Raw genomic sequence first — 16547 nt, 5'->3', positions numbered from 1 at the left:
CGTGAAGCCCCTGCAGAAGCCCCGTCTGCCGCGCCGTGCCCTGCACGGCGTGCTGTTGCTGGACAAGCCGCTCGGCTGGACCAGCAACGACGCGCTGCAGAAGGCCAAGGGGCTGCTGCGGGCCGAAAAGGGCGGTCACACCGGCACGCTCGACCCGCTGGCCACCGGGCTGCTGCCGCTGTGCTTCGGCGCGGCTACCAAGTTCTCGCAGGTGAGCCTCGATGCCGACAAGGGCTACCGCGCCACCTTGAAGCTGGGCATCACCACGACCACCGGCGACGGCGAGGGCGAGGTGCTGGAGCGCCGCCCGGTCGAGGTGGACGAGGCGGCGCTGCAGCGCGCCCGCGCGTCGCTCACCGGCGAGATCGACCAGCTGCCGCCCATGCATTCGGCGCTCAAGCACGAAGGCAAGGCGCTGTATGAGTACGCCCGTGCCGGCGTCGAGGTGGAACGCACGCCGCGCCGCGTGACGATTCATCGCCTCGACATCGTGAGCCGCGAAGATGACGTGCTGGTGATCGACGTGCTGTGCAGCAAGGGCACCTACGTGCGCACGCTGGCCGAAGACCTGGGCCGCATGCTTGGCTGCGGCGCCTACCTCATCGGCCTGCGCCGCATGGCCAGCGGGCCGCTGCGGGTGGAGGCCGCCGTCACGATGGAGGCCCTGGCCGCCATGAGCGAAACCGAGCGCGAGGCGCTGCTGCTGCCGCCCGACTGCCTGCTCGCCGACTGGCCGCAGGTGCGCCTGCCGGCCGCCGAGGCGGGGCGCTTCCTGTCGGGGCTGCGCCGCCGGGTGAGCCTGGCCGACACCGACGAGGTGCGCGTCTATGGTCCGGAACATGCTGCCTTCCTGGGCAGCGCACACATCAAGGCTGGGGAACTGATCCCCGGCCGCCTGCTGAGCCCCGTCGAAGTGCAGGGCTTGCTGCTGAATTCAACCGAAACGAGAGTCGCATGAGTAACCGCCAGATCCGCAACATCGCCATCATCGCCCACGTGGACCATGGCAAGACCACCATGGTGGACCAGCTGCTGCGCCAGTCCGGCACCTTCGCCGAACACGAGAAGGTGGTCGACACCGTGATGGACAGCAACGCCATCGAACGCGAGCGCGGCATCACCATCCTGGCGAAGAACTGCGCCGTCAGCTGGCAGGGCACCCACATCAACATCGTCGACACCCCGGGGCACGCCGACTTCGGCGGCGAGGTCGAGCGGGCGCTGTCCATGGTCGACGGCGTGGTGCTGCTCATCGACGCGCAGGAAGGCCCGATGCCGCAGACCCGCTTCGTCACCAAGAAGGCGCTGGCGCTGGGCCTGAAGCCCATCGTGGTGGTCAACAAGGTCGACAAGCCGGGCGCCAACCCGCAGGGCGTGGTCAACGCCGCGTTCGACCTGTTCGACAAGCTGGGCGCGACCGACGAGCAGCTCGACTTCCCGGTGGTGTACGCCTCGGGCATCAACGGCTGGTCGTCGCTCGAGGAAGGCGCGCCGGGCGAGCAGTGGGGCCCCGACATGTCGGCCCTGTTCAACACCATCCTGAAGCATGTGCCGGCGCACCAGGGCGACCCCGATGCGCCGCTGCAGCTGCAGATCTCGGCGCTCGACTATTCCTCCTTCGTGGGCCGCATCGGCGTGGGCCGCATCAATGCAGGCACCATCAAGCCGGGCATGAACGTGGTGGTGATGGAAGGTACCGAGGGCAAGAGCTACAACGGCCGCATCAACCAGGTCCTCACCTTCCAGGGCCTGGACCGCATGCAGACCCCCCAAGCCGGCCCCGGCGACATCGTGCTGATCAACGGCATCGAGGAGATCGGCATCGGCGTCACGGTCACCGACCCGGCCAACCCGCAGCCGCTGCCGATGCTGCAGGTGGACGAGCCGACGCTGACGATGAACTTCTGTGTCAACACGTCGCCGCTGGCCGGCCGCGAGGGCAAGTTCGTCACCAGCCGCCAGATCTGGGACCGCCTGCAGAAGGAACTGCAGAGTAACGTCGCCCTGCGCGTCAAGGAGACCGACGAGGACGGCATCTTCGAGGTGTCCGGCCGCGGTGAACTGCACCTCACCATCCTGCTGGAGAACATGCGCCGCGAAGGCTATGAGCTGGCCGTCTCGAAGCCGCGCGTGGTGTTCCACGAGGTGAACGGCGAGAAGCACGAGCCGATCGAGCTGGTGACGGCCGACGTGGAAGAGCAGCACCAGGGCGGCGTGATGCAGGCGCTGGGCGAGCGCAAGGGCGAACTCGTCAACATGGAACCCGATGGCCGCGGCCGCGTGCGCCTGGAGTACCGCATCCCGGCGCGCGGGCTGATCGGCTTCTCGAACGAGTTCCTGAACCTGACCCGCGGCTCCGGCCTCATCAGCAACATCTTCGACGGGTACGAGCCGCACAAGGGCGAAATCGGCGGCCGCAAGAACGGCGTGCTGATCTCCATGGACGACGGCGAGATCTTCACCTACGCGCTGGGCAAGCTGGACGACCGCGGCCGCATGTTCGTCAAGCCCAACGACCAGGTGTACGAAGGCATGATCGTCGGCGTGCACAGCCGCGACAACGACCTGGTGGTCAATGCCACGCGCACCAAGCAGCTCACCAACTTCCGCGTGTCAGGCAAGGAAGACGCGATCAAGATCACCCCGCCGATCGAGCTGACGCTCGAATACGGCGTCGAGTTCATCGAGGACGACGAACTGGTCGAGATCACGCCGAAGTCCATCCGGCTGCGCAAGCGGTTCCTGAAGGAGCATGAGCGCAAGCGTGCGCAGCGCGAAGCGGCTTGATTGGTGATCGCAGGAACCGCTTTCGCGGGTACTGACCGCACCCCCAGCCCCGCCGGGCGGGGGCTCCAGCTTGAAGGACGCCCGGGCCGCTTTGCGGCCCTCTCAACTTTTGCGAGCCTCGTGGTGACACATCGACGTGCTGTTTTCCTGATGGTGCTGGTGACGCTGATGTGGAGCATCGCGGGGGTGGTCACACGCCACCTCGACTCGGCGCGCAGCTTCGAGGTCACCTTCTGGCGCAGCGCCTTCAATGCGCTGGCGCTGGCCATCGGCCTGGGCTGGATGCGTGGAGCAGGGCTCTGGCGCGGGCTGCTGCGCTCGCCGTGGACGGTGTGGGTCTCCGGCCTGTGCTGGTCGGTCATGTACACCGCCTTCATGGTGGCCATCATGCTCACCACGGTGGCCAACGTGCTGATCACCATGTCGATCGCGCCGCTGGTGACCGCCTTGTTCGCCCGGCTGTTCCTGGGGCACCGCCTGCCGGCGCGCACCTGGCTCGCCATTGCGGTGGCCGGTGCCGGCATCGCCTGGATGTTCGGCGCCGAAGCGAGCGGCTCGCAGCCGGGGGCGGTCGCCGGCACGCTGGTGGCGCTGTGCGTGCCGCTCGCCGGCGCGGTGAACTGGACGGTGCTGCAGCACATCAGCCACTCGGCCCAGGCCAGCGGCGAGGCGCCGCAGGACATGCTGCCCGCCGTGCTGATCGGCGCCGTGCTCTCGGCGCTGGTCACATTGCCGCTGTCGTGGCCGCTGCAGGCCTCGCTGCATGACGTGAGCCTGCTCGCGATGCTGGGCGTCGTGCAGCTGGCCATTCCCTGCCTGCTGGTGGTCACGCTCACCCGCGTGCTGCCGGGCCCCGAGATTGCCTTGCTCGCCTTGCTGGAAGTCGTGTTCGGCGTCGCCTGGGCCTGGCTGGGCGCCGGCGAGCAGCCGGGCCCCACCGCCCTCAGCGGCGGCGCGCTGGTGCTGGGGGCCCTGGTAGCCAACGAACTGGTCGGCCTGCGCCGCAACCGGTCGCTCGGCCTGCAGGGCTGAACCGCACCCCTCGAACGATCCGCAAGACCCGCCAACGCCATGTCGAAACCTCTGCCTTCGCTGTACTCGGGAGGCCACGTGCTGGCCGAAGTGCGCGGCGCCCTCGGGCTGCTGACGCTGAACCGCACGAACGCGCTCAATGCACTGTCGCTGGAGATGATCCGCGATCTCACCGCCGTGCTGCTGCACTGGGCCGACGACGCCGCCGTGCAGGCCGTGCTGGTGCGCGGGGCGCCGCGTGAAGGCAAGCCGCCGGCCTTCTGCGCGGGCGGCGACATCCGCTTCTTTCACCGGGCCGCGCTGGCCGGCGACCCGCGTGTCGAGGACTTCTTCACCGAGGAATACCGCCTCAACCACCTGATCCACCACTACCCCAAGCCCTACATCGCGCTGATGGACGGCGTGGTGATGGGCGGCGGCATGGGCATCAGCCAGGGCGCATCGCTGCGTGTGGTCACCGAGCTCAGCAAGCTGGCCATGCCCGAGACCAACATCGGCCTGTTCCCGGACGTCGGCGGCGGCTTCTTCCTGTCGCGCTGCCCCGGATACGTGGGCGAGTACCTTGCGCTCACCGGCCACGTGCTCGGCGCGGCCGATGCCGTGGCGCTGAAGCTGGCCGACGGCGTGGTGCCCAGCAGCAGCCTGCCGGGCCTGGTGGAGGCGCTGGCCGACCAGCCGCACGAGTCGGTGCCGCAGTGGCTGGCCGCAGTGCGCGCCCGGTTCGTCGATGCCGGGGCGCCGCAGCTGGCCGAACATCGCGATGCGATCGACCGCCACTTCGCTGCACCCTCCGTGGCGGCCATGGCCGAGTCGCTGGCGTCCGACGCCAGCCCCTGGGCAGCGCAGACGCTGGCAGCGCTGCGCCAGCGCTCGCCGCTCATGCTCGGGGTGACGCTGGAGCAGCTGAGGCGCGCCCGCCACATGACGCTGGCCGAGGACCTGCGCATGGAGCGCGATCTGGTGCGGCACTGCTTTGCGCTGCGGCTGGGCGCGGCCAGCGAGACGGTCGAAGGCATTCGCGCGCTGGCCATCGACAAGGACCACAGCCCGCGCTGGAACCCGGCGCGCATCGAAGACGTCACCGCCGATCAGGTGGCGGCATTCTTTGCCAGCCCCTGGCCGGCGTTTGCGCACCCGCTGCGCGACCTGGCCTGACCGGCCCGGTACACGGCGCCGGCAGCGCGTGCTACGCTGGCCCCCACCCCGAAGGATGGTGTCGTCCATGCAAAAGCCCGCGAGATTCCTGCTGCTCATCGAACAGGGCGGCTCCATGGTGGCCCGGCTGTTCGATGCCGACCGCAAGCACGTGATGGACTTCGATGCCACGTCCGAAGAGGTGGTCGTGATGACGGCGGGTCTCGGTCCGGCGAAGGGTGCCGACGCGCGAGAGTGGGGCCTGGCCTTGCAGGGCCACAGCGAAGCGGAACGGGCCGCCGCGCTGGTCTATACCCTCGACGTCTGAGCGGTGCATGGGAGGCTAGGGCGGGCGCTCCAGAGCCCAATGCCCGGCCGCCGATAACATGCCCCGCCAGCCGGGCTGCGGGCCGTCTCGCCGTGCAGCCGCACGCCCCAACCATGAAGTCCATGCCTCCACGTTCCAAGCGGTCTACGCCCGCACCGCCAACCGCCGCCGACGCCAACGCCGCTCGCGAGACCGCGCATGAGGCGCCGCACCCGCTGCTCCTGCTTCTGGAGGCCGGCCGCGCTCCCTGGGAATATGCGGCGCTGCTGGCCGCTTCGCCCTGGCTGCGGCGCCTGCCGGCCGGCGACGGCCACCCGGTACTGGTGTTTCCCGGCCTGGGTGCCTCCGACATCACCACGCTGCCGATGCGCAACTTCCTGCGCGACCGCGGCTACACGCCCTACCCATGGAAGCAGGGCTTCAACCTGGGGCCGCGGGCGGGCGTGCTGGAGTCGTGCGTGGATCAGGTGCGCGCGCTCGCCGAGCGCCACCAGGGCCGCAAGGTGAGCCTGATCGGCTGGAGCCTGGGCGGGGTGTATGCGCGCGAAACTGCCAAGGAAGTGCCCGACCTCGTGCGTTGCGTCATCACGCTGGCGTCGCCGTTCACCGGCCACCCGCGGGCCACGCATGCGTGGCGCGTGTTCGAGCTGCTGAGCGGCCAGTCGGCGCACGACCCGGTACAGCTCGAGCGCGTGCGCCGGTCGCCGCCGGTGCCCACCACGTCCATCTATTCGCGCACCGACGGCATCGTGGCCTGGCGCTGCAGCGTCAACGACGACGAGGCCCACACCGAAAACATCGAGGTGCATGCCAGCCACATCGGCATGGGGCTGAATCCGCTGGCGCTGTACGCCGTCGCCGACCGCCTGGCGCAGGACCCGCAACATTGGCGCCGCTTCGACGCGCACGGGGCGCGACGCTGGTTCTTCCGCACCACCGGACACGCCCCGCTGCGGTCGACCGAGCGCTGACTTCGCGCGTTTGCCACTGACATGACTGCCTCCGCCGCTGCCCCGCACAACCCCTGGCGCCTCTCGGTCGCGCCGATGATGGACTGGACCGATCGCCATTGCCGCTTCTTCCATCGCCTGCTCACGCGCCATACCCGCCTGTACACCGAGATGGTGACCACCGGCGCGCTGCTGCATGGCGACCAGCCCCGGCACCTCGACTTTCATGAGGAAGAGCATCCGGTCGCGCTGCAGCTGGGCGGCAGCGAGCCGGCCGACCTGGCAGCCTGCGCAAGGCTGGCCGAGCGCTGGGGCTATGACGAGATCAACCTCAACTGCGGCTGTCCGAGCGAACGCGTGCAGCGCGGCGCCTTCGGGGCCTGCCTCATGAACGAAGCGCCGCTCGTGGCCGACTGCGTGAAGGCCATGCGCGATGCGGTGGGAGCGGACCTGCCGGTGACGGTGAAGCACCGCATCGGCATCGACAAGCAGGAAAGCTACGACTTCGTGCGCGACTTCGTCGGCACCGTGGCGGGTGCGGGCTGCGACGTGTTCATCGTGCATGCCCGCAATGCCTGGCTCAAGGGCCTGAGCCCGAAGGAAAACCGCGAGATCCCGCCGCTGCGCTACGAGTTCGTGCATCGCCTGAAGCGCGACTTCCCGCACCTGACCATCGTGCTCAACGGCGGGGTCAAGACCGACGAAGAGATCGAGCAGCAGCTGCAGCATGTGGACGGCGTGATGGTCGGGCGCCATGCGTACCACGAACCCTGGGCCATGGCGGCGTGGGACGAGCGGTTTTTCGGAGTGCCCGGTCCGGCCGGCTCGCGGCAGGAGGTCGAGGCGCAATGGCTGCACTACCTCGACCGCCTGCATGCCTCGGGAGCGGGGTGGCACCAGGCGATGCGCCATGCCATCGGGTTGTGGAACGGCGTGCCGGGGGCGCGTCACTGGCGCCAGGTCTGGAGCGACCATCGCTACAAGGCCGAAGCACCGGCGGCGGTGGCTGCTCTGGCGCAAGGCCCTGTGGCCCTGCGCGCCTGAATCACACCTCTCAGGGACGAAGCTGCGCTACCACGGCTCGCGTGTCTTCAAGGTGGCCGCCAGGGTCTCGAAGAACGAGCGGGCGGCCAGCCCGGTGGGCTGGTTGCGCAGCAGGAACACATTGAGCGGGCAGGCCACGGCGGGCTGCAGCGGCAAGACCGACAGGCGGCTGCGGTCGGCCTGGCGCGCCGTCAGGAAGTCGATGAGCGCCCAGCCCAGCCCGCGCGCCACCAGTTCTTCGGCCAGCTGCGAGGTCTGCACCCGCACGGCCGCCTCGGGGAAGTGCGCCTGCGCCAGGAGCTGGTCGGCATTGATCGCGATCGGGTCGTCGCCCACCAGGGACACGTAGGGGATCTGCTTGAGCACCTCGATCAGCGGCGCCTTGCTGCGCGCCAGCAGCTCGGTGAGGTGGGCCGGGCCCATCACGTAGAGCGGCCCCTCGCCGTACAGCACCGACTCGATGCCGGGATGCTGGATCGCATAGAAGTCCAGCCCCACGTCGATGTCGCGGGCCAGCAGGGCGTCGGTCATCTGGCGCTTGTGGATGGTGCGCACCTCGCAGCGCACTTCGGGGTAGGCCCGGCAATAGCTGGCCAGCACGTCGGGCAGCAGCTTGTGGCTGATGGCCGGGATGGCGCCGATGCGCAGCGACCCCGAGGCGCCGGTCTTCAGGTTGCGCGCGGTGCGCCGCAAGGCTTCGAGCCGCTCGAAGAGACCGGCGCTTTCTTCGAAGAGGGCCAGGCCTTCGGCCGTGGGCACCAGCTTGCCGCCGGTGCGCTTGAACAGCGGATAGCCCAGCTGCGACTCGGCATTGGCGATGACACGGCTCACCGCCGACTGTGTGAGGTTGATGAGCCGTGCCGCACCGCTCATGCTGCCGGTCTCCATGACAGCCTGGAACACCTCGATATGTCGCAAACGCATGGCTTGATGTGTGTTGTGGAGCCTATGAGTTGAAGTCATGGTGCTGCTGCAAAGCTGCATTGTTCGCATCGGGCACCGACCACTAGATTGTCGTGCGCCTGTCACAAGGCAGGACTGACAACCGAGGAGACAACATGAGTTTTGGATTCGCCCGCCTGGCGGCGGCGCCGTTGCTGCGCCTGGCCCTGGGCCTGGCTGCTTCGATGGCCGTGGCTTCCGCCAGCTTTGCGCAGGGCACCCCGGCCAAGGCCAAGCCGAACGTGGTGATCCTGGCCACCGGCGGCACCATCGCCGGTGCCGGGGCCACGGCGGCCAACAGTGCCACCTATCAGGCGGCCAAGGTGCCGGTCGAGAAGCTGATCGCCGGCGTGCCCGAGCTGGCCGACGTGGCGAACGTGCGCGGCGAACAGGTGTTCCAGATCGCCTCGGAGAGCTTCACCAACGAGAAGCTCGTGCAACTGGGCAAGCGCGTGTCGCAGCTCAGCAAGGAGCCAGGAGTCGACGGCATCGTCATCACCCACGGCACCGACACGCTCGAGGAGACGGCCTTCTTCCTGAACCTGGTGATCCGCAGCGACAAGCCGGTGGTGCTGGTGGGCTCCATGCGCCCGGGCACGGCGATGTCGGCCGACGGCATGCTCAATCTCTACAACGCGGTGGTGGTGGCCGGCAGCGCCGACGCCAAGGGCAAGGGCGTGCTGGTGGCCATGAACGACACCATCGATTCCGGCCGCGACGTGGCCAAGCGGGTGAACGTGAAGACCAATGCCTTCTCCAGCCAGTGGGGCCCGCTGGGCATGGTGGTGGAAGGCAGGACCTACTGGTTCCGCACCCTGGCCAAGCGCCACACCACGGCCAGCGAGTTCGACATCGACCAGATCGACAAGCTGCCCGAGGTGCAGATCGTCTACGGCGCCGGCAACATGGCCCCGTCGCTCTACGAAGCGGCCGCCAAGGCGGGGGCCAAGGCGATCATCCATGCCGGCACCGGCAACGGCTCGGTGGCCAATTACGCGGTCGACACGCTCAAGGCGCTGCGGGCGCAAGGGGTGCACATCATCCGCTCGTCGCGGGTGGGCGAGGGCTTCGTGATCCGCAACTCCGAGCAGCCCGACGACAAGTACGACTGGGTGGTGGCCCACGACCTCAACCCCCAGAAGGCCAAGATCCTGGCTGCGTTGGCCCTGACCAGGACCAACGACACGAAGGAGCTGCAGCGCATCTTCTGGACGTATTGAGCCGTTCAGCAGAGAGTGGGCGGCCGTTCCAGTGGTGCCGGCCGCCCTTTGAAGGGTCGCGAGTGGTCTGTCTGCCCGACCGGCATCCGTGCCGGCTCTGTTCGTCCAGCAGAAAACTCGACGCAGCGGTCATGTCTCAACACCAGGACCTCGCAGGCTTTCAGCGGAGGGGCCTGGTCGGCCGGCAACTGCTCGCGACCTCTTTTTTCATGCGTCAGCCTGACGCACCGGCGTTTCCCTGACCGGCCAGGTGGCCAGCACCACGCCCACCAGCGCCAAGGCAAAGGCGACCGTGTGGCCGGCGCTGAAGCGCTCGCCCAGGAAGGCCACGCCAACCGCTGCCGCGCTCACCGGCAGCATCACGGTGAACACCCCGGCCGACGCGGCCGGCACGTGCTTCAAGCCGGTCATCCACAGCCACACCGTCACCATGCTGGCGGCCAGTGAATAGAACAGCAGCAGCCCCCAGTGCGCGGGCGCCACGGCGCCGAAGTCGAAGCTCCACGCCGCCCACAGCCCTAGCGGCGTGACCAGCACCAGTCCCCACAGGTTCACCAGCGCGCTGATGCGCTTGGCCGACACGTTGCCGGTGAGCCGCTTGCCGATCACCACATAGCTCGCCTCGCACAGCACTGCACCGAAGAGCAGCAGGTTGCCCACCCAGGCACCGGCGGTCTCCGCTGCAGCCGACGGCTGCGGCGCCGCCTTGACCAGCGACAGCAGAGCGATGCCGCCCACTGCGCAGGCGATGCCGGCCACCACCCGGCGCGTCAGGCGCTCGCCGAGGAACACCCGCGACATGATGGCCACCGCCGCCGGAATGGCCGCCATGATCACCCCCGCGGCCACGGCCGAGGTGCGGGCCACACCGAACAGCATGCAGATCGAGAACATGAAGTTGCCGAGAAAGCTCTCCCAGAAGAGCAGCACGCGGTCGTGACGCGACAGCGGCGCTTCGGCCGGTTCGCGCCGCAACCAGCCGGCCATGGCGAAGGCCGCGATGCCGAAGCGCAGCCAGGCCAGCAGGAACACCGGAAACACCACCACCAGCAGCTTCGACAGGCCGACATAGCTGCCCACCAGCGCCATGCTGGCGGCGAGGCTGGCATAGGCCAGCACGTGAGGTGTGCCGGGCGCGCGCGGGACGGGGAAGGAACTCATGCGGGGCAGCGGGCGGCAGCGCAGGCGCGGCAGCGTTCGAAAAAAGAGCTCGCGATCATGCCAGCGCCGGCGCAGGTGTGCGCAAGGGTGAACGCAGCGGCGCGAATGTCACCAGTGGTATCGCGTACGGGCTGCGAGTGCAGAAATTGCATACCCATTTACCGGGAGCGCCCGGCCGAGTTTTGTCAGGTCACGAGCGTGTGAGGTGAAAAGAAGAGACCGACCGGGTGAGTTGGGAGGTGGACCTTCGAGGTGGAGGCCACTGCTATCAATCATCGAGAGAGGTCTTCATGTCGCGTCAGTCCTTGAGCTTCACCGTGTTTCCGGCCCGTACCGAAACGCAACTGCGCGCCGCCTGCCGGGTGCGCGCCTTGTCATATGGCCGGCATCTGCCCGGCATCGCCAGCGTATGGGACGAGCCGGATCAGCTCGACCGGGATCCGCAGGCCGTCGTCTTCGTGGCCACCAGCAAGGCCGGCGAAGCCCTGGGCACCGTGCGCCTGGCCACCAATGCCACCCAGCCGACGCAGATCGAGCGCAGCGCCTGCGTGCCGGCCTCGATCGCCGGCGGGCTGATGGCCGAAGTGACGCGTCTGGCCGTCCTGGCGGGGAACACCGACCCGGCCGTCAAGCTGGGTCTCATGAAGGCGGCCTACCTGCACTGCCTGGCGCACCAGGTGCGCTGGATGGTCATCGGCGCGCGCAGCGATGCGCTGGTCCGCCAGTACCGCCGTCTCGGCTTCACCGACCTCAACGACGAGGCCGTCGAAGTGCCGCTCGCGCACGCCGGCGGACTGCCTCACCGGGTGCTGGTGTTCGACGTGGTGTCGGCCGAACGCAACTGGCTGGCGGCGGTGCATCCCTTCTACCAGTTCATGGTGGGCTGCTATCACCCCGACATCCAGATCTTCGCGGCACCCCCGGAAGCAGCGCGGCCTCTGCCGGTCGAAGCCCTGGCTGCCTGAGTTTCAGACCAGCAGCCTGGGCCCGGCGGGCTGCGGCGGCTCGGCAGGGTGGTGCAGGCAGACCGCCAGCGCCACCATGAGTTCCTGCTCGGTGAAAGGCTTGCCGAGGAAGTAGTCCATGCCGGCGCGGCGGCATTGCACCCGGTCGTCGGTGGCGGTGTTGGCGGTCAGCGCGATCACCGGCACGCGCGGCCAGCCGTGTTCGACTTCGGCGGCGCGGATGCGGCGTGTCGCCTCGAGTCCGTCCACCTCGGGCATCTGGCAGTCCATGAGCACGATGCTCGGACGGCCGCGTTCGTCGGTGGCGAGCCGCACGGCTTCGGCGCCGTCGGCCGCGCGCAGCACCTGGCAGCCGTTGCGGCTCAGCATGGCCTCGACCACCAGTGCGTTCACCTCGTTGTCTTCGGCCAGCAGCACGCGCCCGCCCGCCTCGGTGAGCCGGTCCACGATGGCGGCGCCGCCATCGCCGAGGGCCGCCGCCGGCGCCGGCACCGTGCCCAGCGGCAGCACCAGCTCGAACAGCGATCCCTTGCCCAGCTCGCTGGTGGCCTGGATCGAGCCGCCCATCGCATGTGCCATTTCCTGCGCGATGTTGAGGCCCAGGCCGGCGCCGGCGGCGCGTTTGGTCTGCGACGCACTGGCCTGCCAGAAAGCGTTGAACACCTTGGGCAGGTCCTCCGGAGCAATGCCATGGCCGGTGTCCTGGACCGAAAAGACGAACTCGCCCGACGCAGCCTGCCGGGCGCTCAGCGCCACGCTGCCGGCGTCGGTGAACTTGAGGGCGTTGCCCAGCAGGTTGTGCAGCACCTGGCGCAGCCGGGTCGGGTCGGTGCGAACCCAGCAGGGGCGCGGCAGGTCGATGCTGGCGCTGAAGGCCAGTCCCTTTTCCTGGGCGCGCACGAAGTAGATGTCGACGAGCTCGTCGAGCTCGGCCTGCAGGTCGACGTCGGCGGTCTGCAGCTCGATGCGGCCGGCCTCGATGCGCGACATGTCGAGCAGGTCGTTGATGAGCTGCAGCAGGTGTTCGCCCGAGCGCTCGATCAGCCCGAGCCGGTGGCGCAGCGCCGGCTCGGGGTGTTCGGTGCGCAGCACCCGGGTGAGCCCCAGGATGCCGTGCAGCGGCGTGCGCAACTCGTGGCTCATGGTGGCGAGGAACTGGGTCTTCACCGCGCTCTGGCGGTGGGCATGCGCCAGGGCCTGCGCCCGTTCTTCCGAGATGCGGTCGGTGAGGAAGCGCAGCGCGAACACTTCGGCCAGGCGCTTCTCGCCGCGCCTGGCGGTGATGAGCATGAGACCCAGCAGCAGCACCAGCCCCACGCCGGCGAAGGCGCCGAAGCGGTCGCCGCGGGCCAGCAGCGCCACGGCGGTGGGCGCGATCATGGGCACCACGTAGGCGGCGGTGGCGGCCAGGCGCACCTGCAGGCCGAAGGTGGCCACCGATGCCACGCAGCACAGGCTGGCCGCCACCTCGGCCACCAGGTCGGTGGCGCCGCCCGCGAGCCAGGCGCCGCCCAGGCCCCACACGGCTCCGTCGACCGCCAGCAAGGCATGCGTCCAGCGGTGCCAGCCCGCGGTGCCGGGCCGGCCGCGCAGCCGGTAGAGCTGGCCCTGCACGATGCGCGGCAGGGCGATGCCGAGCTTCAGCGCCACCCAGACCAGCAGCTCGTTCGCGGGCACCCGGTCCTGCAGGTGCGCGGCCAGCACGAGCGCGAACACGGTGGCGATCACGGTGCCGGCCGTCATGTGGGCGAACACCATGCGCAGCTGCTCGGCCGCGACCAGCGTGGTCACGTCCGGAACGGGTGCGGTGCCGGCCGGCTCGCGGCCGGCGGGTTCTGGTGTGGGCTGCACCATGCGTGGGGAGGCGAGGCCTGAGTCCTCGGTCCGGGCACGATAGCGCTTCGACGCGGCGCTGGATATCCCTCACGGGTGCGGCCGGCGGCGGCTGTGGCGCCGCGGGCACGCCCTTGCAGCCCGTTCAAGCCGGGTTGATGCGCAGCCAGGTCGTCTTCAGCTCGGTGTACTTGTCGAAGGCATGCAGCGACTTGTCGCGCCCGTTGCCCGACTGCTTGTAGCCGCCGAAGGGCACGGTGATGTCGTCCTCGTCGTACTGGTTCACGTGCACGGTGCCGGCCCGCAGCGCGCGCGCCACCCGGTGGGCGCGGTCGACGTGGTGGGTCCACACACTGGCCTGCAGGCCGTAGCTGGAGTCGTTGGCCATGGCCACGGCCTCGGCTTCGGTCTTGAACGGGATGACCGACAGCACCGGGCCGAAGATTTCTTCACGGGCGATGCGCATGTCGTTGCGCACGCCGGTGAAGACGGTGGGCTCGACGTAGTAGCCACCCGTTTCGGCACGGGCCTGGCGGCCGCCGACCAGCGCCTGAGCACCTTCGCTGCGGCCGGCGTCGATGTAGCCCAGCACCGTGCGCAGCTGGGTCTCGTCGACCAGCGCGCCCATCGGGCTGGTGGCATCGAGCGGGTCGCCGGGCTGGTAGTGGGCGGCTTCGGCCGACACCCGTTTCGCAAAGTCGTCGGCGATGCTCTCGTGCACGAACAGGCGCGACGGCGCGTTGCAGCTCTCGCCCTGGTTGTAGAAGATGGACCCGGCCACCGCCTTGGCGCAGCGGTCGAGGTCGTCGAAGTCGGGGAACACGATGAAGGCCGACTTGCCGCCCAGCTCGTTGTAGACCCGCTTCAGATTGCTGCGCCCGGCGTATTCGAGCATCTTGCGGCCCACCCGCGTGGAGCCGGTGAAGCCGACAGCGTCGACGTCCATGTGCAGCGCGAGCGCCTCTCCGGCTTCATGGCCATAGCCCGGCACCACGTTGAAGACGCCGGGCGGCAGGCCGGCGGCCAGGGCCAGCTCGGCCAGGCGCAATGCCGTGAGCGGCGACTTCTCGCTGGGCTTGAGCACCACGCTGTTGCCCGCGGCAAGCGCCGGCCCCAGCTTCCACGAGGCCATGAGCATCGGGTAGTTCCACGGCACGATCGCGCCGATCACGCCCATCGGCTCGCGCGTGATGAGCGCGAGCCCGGTGTGCGGCGTGGGCGCGACCTCGTCATAGATCTTGTCCACTGCCTCGGCATACCAGGCGATGCAGCGGGCCGCGCCGGCCACGTCGGCACCCAGGCTGGCGCCGATGGGCTTGCCCATGTCGAGCGTCTCGAGCAGGGCCAGCTCTTCTTTCGCGGCGAGGATCTTCTCGGCGAAGGCGAGCAGGGTGCGCTTGCGGGCTGCGGGCGACTTGCGGGCCCAGCGGCCGTCCTCGAAGGCGGCGCGGGCAGCCGCCACCGCCGCGTCGACGTCGGCCGCCTGGCCTCGCGCCACCTGCGTGAGGGTGCGCCCGTCGATGGGCGACTGGCAGGCGAAGGTGTCGCCGCTGGCCGAGGCGCAGCGCTCGCCGTTGATGAAGGCTCGGCCATCGAAAGTGGCGGCAGCGGCACGGGCGTGCCAGTCGATGCTGGATCTGTTCATGGTGGCTTCCTGAGGGAGGCGCGGGGGTCAGAAACTGACGAGGACCGAGGCGCCGAGCAGATGATTCGTCTTCTTGTAGCTGCCGTCCTTCACATGGAGGAAGACCGGGTCGTTGGCACGGTCTAGGCGGTACTCGGCCTTCAGCACGGTGTTGAGGTTGAACAGGTACGACAGGCCGAACGAGAAGGCCATGCGGTTCACCCCGTGTTCGGTATCGGGCTGCACCCATGTGCCGGAGGCGTCGTCGAAGGCCCAGCCGGGGCCGATGCCGTTGCGGTCGTCCGCGAAGTTGTAGCCGAGCAGGGCGCCGCCGTTCTTCTTGTTGCTGATGTAGTCCACGCGGGCGATGCCTTCGAAGCGCGGCGTGAACTTGTGGGCGGCAAGCGCCGACAGACCCCACCAGCGCGCGTCGCGCAGCTCGCCGGTCACCGGGTCGGCGGTGATGGCGGCGTTCTTCTGCTGGCCGAGGCTGAGCTGGCCTTGCACCGTCCAGTCGCCGCGAATGAAGTAGGCGTCGAACTCGAACAGGTTGAGCGACGTGTCGCGCAGCTCGTAGGGGTCGCCGCTCACCGGGTTGCCCACGCCGTCGTCGGCACGCAGGTTGGCCGCCTTGCCGTGCACCCCCGCGAAGCCGAAGCCCTGGAACTCGCCGCGCGCGTAGTCCACGCGGTAGGCGAACACCGGTGCCTTGTTGCCCGGCTGCTTCTTGCTGGCGTTCATGTTGGCCAGCATGCCCTTGTAGATCCACTTGCCGCGCGTGATCTCCAGGCCGGCGCCGGTGTAGGCGGTGGGCAGGGTGAAGTCGAACAGCAGGTTGTGGGTGATGAGCTTGTTGAGCGTGGGCTGCAGGTATTCGTAGCCGGACCAGTCGGGCAGCTGGCCGGCGATGAAGCGGGTCTGCAGGTCGGTGAGCGGCACCGAGACGCTGGCCTCGTGGATCATCGACGTGCCGTCGAACACGGCGCCGACGCCGCGGTTGGGCGCGAGCGTCAGGCGCCAGCGCGAGCCGCTGTCGGTTTCCTTCTGGAAGTCGATGACGGCGGCGCCGAAGTAGGAGTTGTCGTAGTTGTAGCCGTCGTCGTCGACCCGGTTGACGAACTGGAAACCGGCGCGGTCCTGGTTCTTGTTGTAGATGAAGGTCGGATCCATGTAGCCGCTGATCTTGAGGTTCTTGAGCCCCATGGCGTCGCGGCTGTCCTCGAGCGCCTCGGTCTTGACGGCGATGCGGTTGAACTCCTGCACCTGCTCGGGCGTCATGCCCCATTGCTTGCCGGCGGGCAGCTCGTTGCCCGGCTTGGCCGCCGGGGCCGCCTCCTTTTCCTTGAGCTGCCTCTCGAGCTGCTCGACCCGGTCCTTCAGGGCCTTGAGCTCCTTCAGCAGGTCGGCGTTCGATTGCGCCATCGCCGACGGCGTGCCTGCAAAGGCGGACATCAGGGCCAGGGTCAGGGTCGTGAGCTTGCGGGTCGTCGTCATCGGGCTCTCCTCTGAAATGCGGTTGATGTTCGG

At 68.9% G+C, this 16547-nt stretch carries 14 protein-coding genes; 9 read left to right on the top strand and 5 right to left on the bottom strand.

Annotation, left to right across the window (positions count from 1 at the left end):
• The first annotated feature begins 1 nt into the window (after nucleotide 1).
• The 7 genes from truB to dusA all read left to right on the top strand — a co-directional run bounded on the left by truB (nucleotide 2) and on the right by dusA (nucleotide 7275).
• On the top strand, nucleotides 2–958 hold the full coding sequence (gene truB / locus E8D38_RS07960) for a tRNA pseudouridine(55) synthase TruB (RefSeq protein ID WP_246099398.1): 957 nt from the start codon (nucleotides 2–4) through the stop codon (nucleotides 956–958).
• Nucleotides 955–2787 (top strand): translational GTPase TypA, encoded by a 1833-nt coding sequence (typA, locus tag E8D38_RS07955; protein ID WP_140627639.1) that lies wholly within the window; start codon nucleotides 955–957, stop codon nucleotides 2785–2787. The genes truB and typA overlap by 4 nt, the downstream gene beginning before the upstream one ends.
• Before the next feature lie 123 nt (nucleotides 2788–2910).
• The gene (locus E8D38_RS07950; RefSeq protein ID WP_181178984.1) at nucleotides 2911–3819 is read left to right on the top strand and encodes a DMT family transporter; all 909 of its coding nucleotides are present in this window, start codon (nucleotides 2911–2913) and stop codon (nucleotides 3817–3819) included.
• Between the two features lie 39 nt (nucleotides 3820–3858).
• Entirely contained in the window at nucleotides 3859–4974 is a 1116-nt protein-coding gene (locus E8D38_RS07945; RefSeq protein ID WP_140627638.1) for an enoyl-CoA hydratase/isomerase family protein, read from the top strand.
• 67 nt (nucleotides 4975–5041) lie between these two features.
• Nucleotides 5042–5281, top strand: a complete 240-nt coding sequence (locus E8D38_RS07940) for a hypothetical protein (RefSeq protein WP_140627637.1) — start codon at nucleotides 5042–5044, stop codon at nucleotides 5279–5281.
• Between the two features lie 122 nt (nucleotides 5282–5403).
• Nucleotides 5404–6252 (top strand): esterase/lipase family protein, encoded by an 849-nt coding sequence (locus E8D38_RS07935; protein ID WP_181178983.1) that lies wholly within the window; start codon nucleotides 5404–5406, stop codon nucleotides 6250–6252.
• Between the two features lie 21 nt (nucleotides 6253–6273).
• The gene (gene dusA, locus E8D38_RS07930; RefSeq protein WP_140627636.1) at nucleotides 6274–7275 is read left to right on the top strand and encodes a tRNA dihydrouridine(20/20a) synthase DusA; all 1002 of its coding nucleotides are present in this window, start codon (nucleotides 6274–6276) and stop codon (nucleotides 7273–7275) included.
• A gap of 27 nt (nucleotides 7276–7302) precedes the next feature.
• On the opposite strand, the gene E8D38_RS07925 is transcribed toward dusA, so the two are convergent.
• The gene (locus E8D38_RS07925) at nucleotides 7303–8199 is read right to left on the bottom strand and encodes a LysR family transcriptional regulator (RefSeq protein WP_181178982.1); all 897 of its coding nucleotides are present in this window, start codon (nucleotides 8197–8199) and stop codon (nucleotides 7303–7305) included.
• A gap of 134 nt (nucleotides 8200–8333) precedes the next feature.
• Between E8D38_RS07925 and E8D38_RS07920 the strand changes: the two genes are divergently transcribed.
• Nucleotides 8334–9437 carry a type II asparaginase gene (locus tag E8D38_RS07920; protein ID WP_140627634.1) on the top strand — a complete coding sequence of 368 codons (1104 nt, stop codon included), beginning with the start codon at nucleotides 8334–8336 and terminating at the stop codon, nucleotides 9435–9437.
• A 207-nt stretch (nucleotides 9438–9644) separates the two neighbouring features.
• Here E8D38_RS07920 and E8D38_RS07915 read toward each other — a convergent pair whose 3' ends face one another.
• Nucleotides 9645–10598 carry a DMT family transporter gene (locus E8D38_RS07915; RefSeq protein ID WP_140627633.1) on the bottom strand — a complete coding sequence of 318 codons (954 nt, stop codon included), beginning with the start codon at nucleotides 10596–10598 and terminating at the stop codon, nucleotides 9645–9647.
• Nucleotides 10599–10888: 290 nt separating this feature from the next.
• Between E8D38_RS07915 and E8D38_RS07910 the strand changes: the two genes are divergently transcribed.
• Nucleotides 10889–11563 carry an N-acyl amino acid synthase FeeM domain-containing protein gene (locus tag E8D38_RS07910; RefSeq protein WP_140627632.1) on the top strand — a complete coding sequence of 225 codons (675 nt, stop codon included), beginning with the start codon at nucleotides 10889–10891 and terminating at the stop codon, nucleotides 11561–11563.
• A gap of 3 nt (nucleotides 11564–11566) precedes the next feature.
• Here the strand turns inward: E8D38_RS07910 and E8D38_RS07905 are convergent, their stop codons facing one another.
• From E8D38_RS07905 to E8D38_RS07895, 3 genes are all read right to left on the bottom strand, one after another.
• Nucleotides 11567–13417, bottom strand: coding sequence for an ATP-binding protein (locus E8D38_RS07905; protein ID WP_140627630.1), 1851 nt, complete (start codon nucleotides 13415–13417; stop codon nucleotides 11567–11569).
• 124 nt (nucleotides 13418–13541) lie between these two features.
• A complete protein-coding gene (locus E8D38_RS07900; protein WP_140627628.1) occupies nucleotides 13542–15041 on the bottom strand; it encodes an aldehyde dehydrogenase in 1500 nt (499 codons plus the stop codon).
• Nucleotides 15042–15068: 27 nt separating this feature from the next.
• On the bottom strand, nucleotides 15069–16514 hold the full coding sequence (locus E8D38_RS07895) for a DUF3138 family protein (RefSeq protein WP_140627626.1): 1446 nt from the start codon (nucleotides 16512–16514) through the stop codon (nucleotides 15069–15071).
• Between the last annotated feature and the right edge of the window lie 33 nt (nucleotides 16515–16547).

Source organism: Methylibium rhizosphaerae, from assembly GCF_006386545.1.
GTDB classification, from domain to species: Bacteria; Pseudomonadota; Gammaproteobacteria; order Burkholderiales; family Burkholderiaceae_C; genus Pseudorivibacter; species Pseudorivibacter rhizosphaerae.
Note: the sequence above shows the minus strand (reverse complement) of the source record. Positions and strands in the feature narration are given on the sequence as shown.

Excerpts from the sequence above, each read along its gene's own strand:
- typA (WP_140627639.1), top strand. The coding sequence starts at position 955 with ATGAGTAACCGCCAGATCCGCAACATCGCCATCATCGCCCACGTGGAC.
- E8D38_RS07945 (WP_140627638.1), top strand. The coding sequence starts at position 3,859 with ATGTCGAAACCTCTGCCTTCGCTGTACTCGGGAGGCCACGTGCTGGCC.
- E8D38_RS07940 (WP_140627637.1), top strand. The coding sequence starts at position 5,042 with ATGCAAAAGCCCGCGAGATTCCTGCTGCTCATCGAACAGGGCGGCTCC.
- E8D38_RS07935 (WP_181178983.1), top strand. The coding sequence starts at position 5,404 with ATGCCTCCACGTTCCAAGCGGTCTACGCCCGCACCGCCAACCGCCGCC.
- dusA (WP_140627636.1), top strand. The coding sequence starts at position 6,274 with ATGACTGCCTCCGCCGCTGCCCCGCACAACCCCTGGCGCCTCTCGGTC.
- E8D38_RS07925 (WP_181178982.1), bottom strand. The coding sequence starts at position 8,199 with ATGCGTTTGCGACATATCGAGGTGTTCCAGGCTGTCATGGAGACCGGC.
- E8D38_RS07920 (WP_140627634.1), top strand. The coding sequence starts at position 8,334 with ATGAGTTTTGGATTCGCCCGCCTGGCGGCGGCGCCGTTGCTGCGCCTG.
- E8D38_RS07915 (WP_140627633.1), bottom strand. The coding sequence starts at position 10,598 with ATGAGTTCCTTCCCCGTCCCGCGCGCGCCCGGCACACCTCACGTGCTG.
- E8D38_RS07910 (WP_140627632.1), top strand. The coding sequence starts at position 10,889 with ATGTCGCGTCAGTCCTTGAGCTTCACCGTGTTTCCGGCCCGTACCGAA.
- E8D38_RS07905 (WP_140627630.1), bottom strand. The coding sequence starts at position 13,417 with ATGGTGCAGCCCACACCAGAACCCGCCGGCCGCGAGCCGGCCGGCACC.
- E8D38_RS07900 (WP_140627628.1), bottom strand. The coding sequence starts at position 15,041 with ATGAACAGATCCAGCATCGACTGGCACGCCCGTGCCGCTGCCGCCACT.
- E8D38_RS07895 (WP_140627626.1), bottom strand. The coding sequence starts at position 16,514 with ATGACGACGACCCGCAAGCTCACGACCCTGACCCTGGCCCTGATGTCC.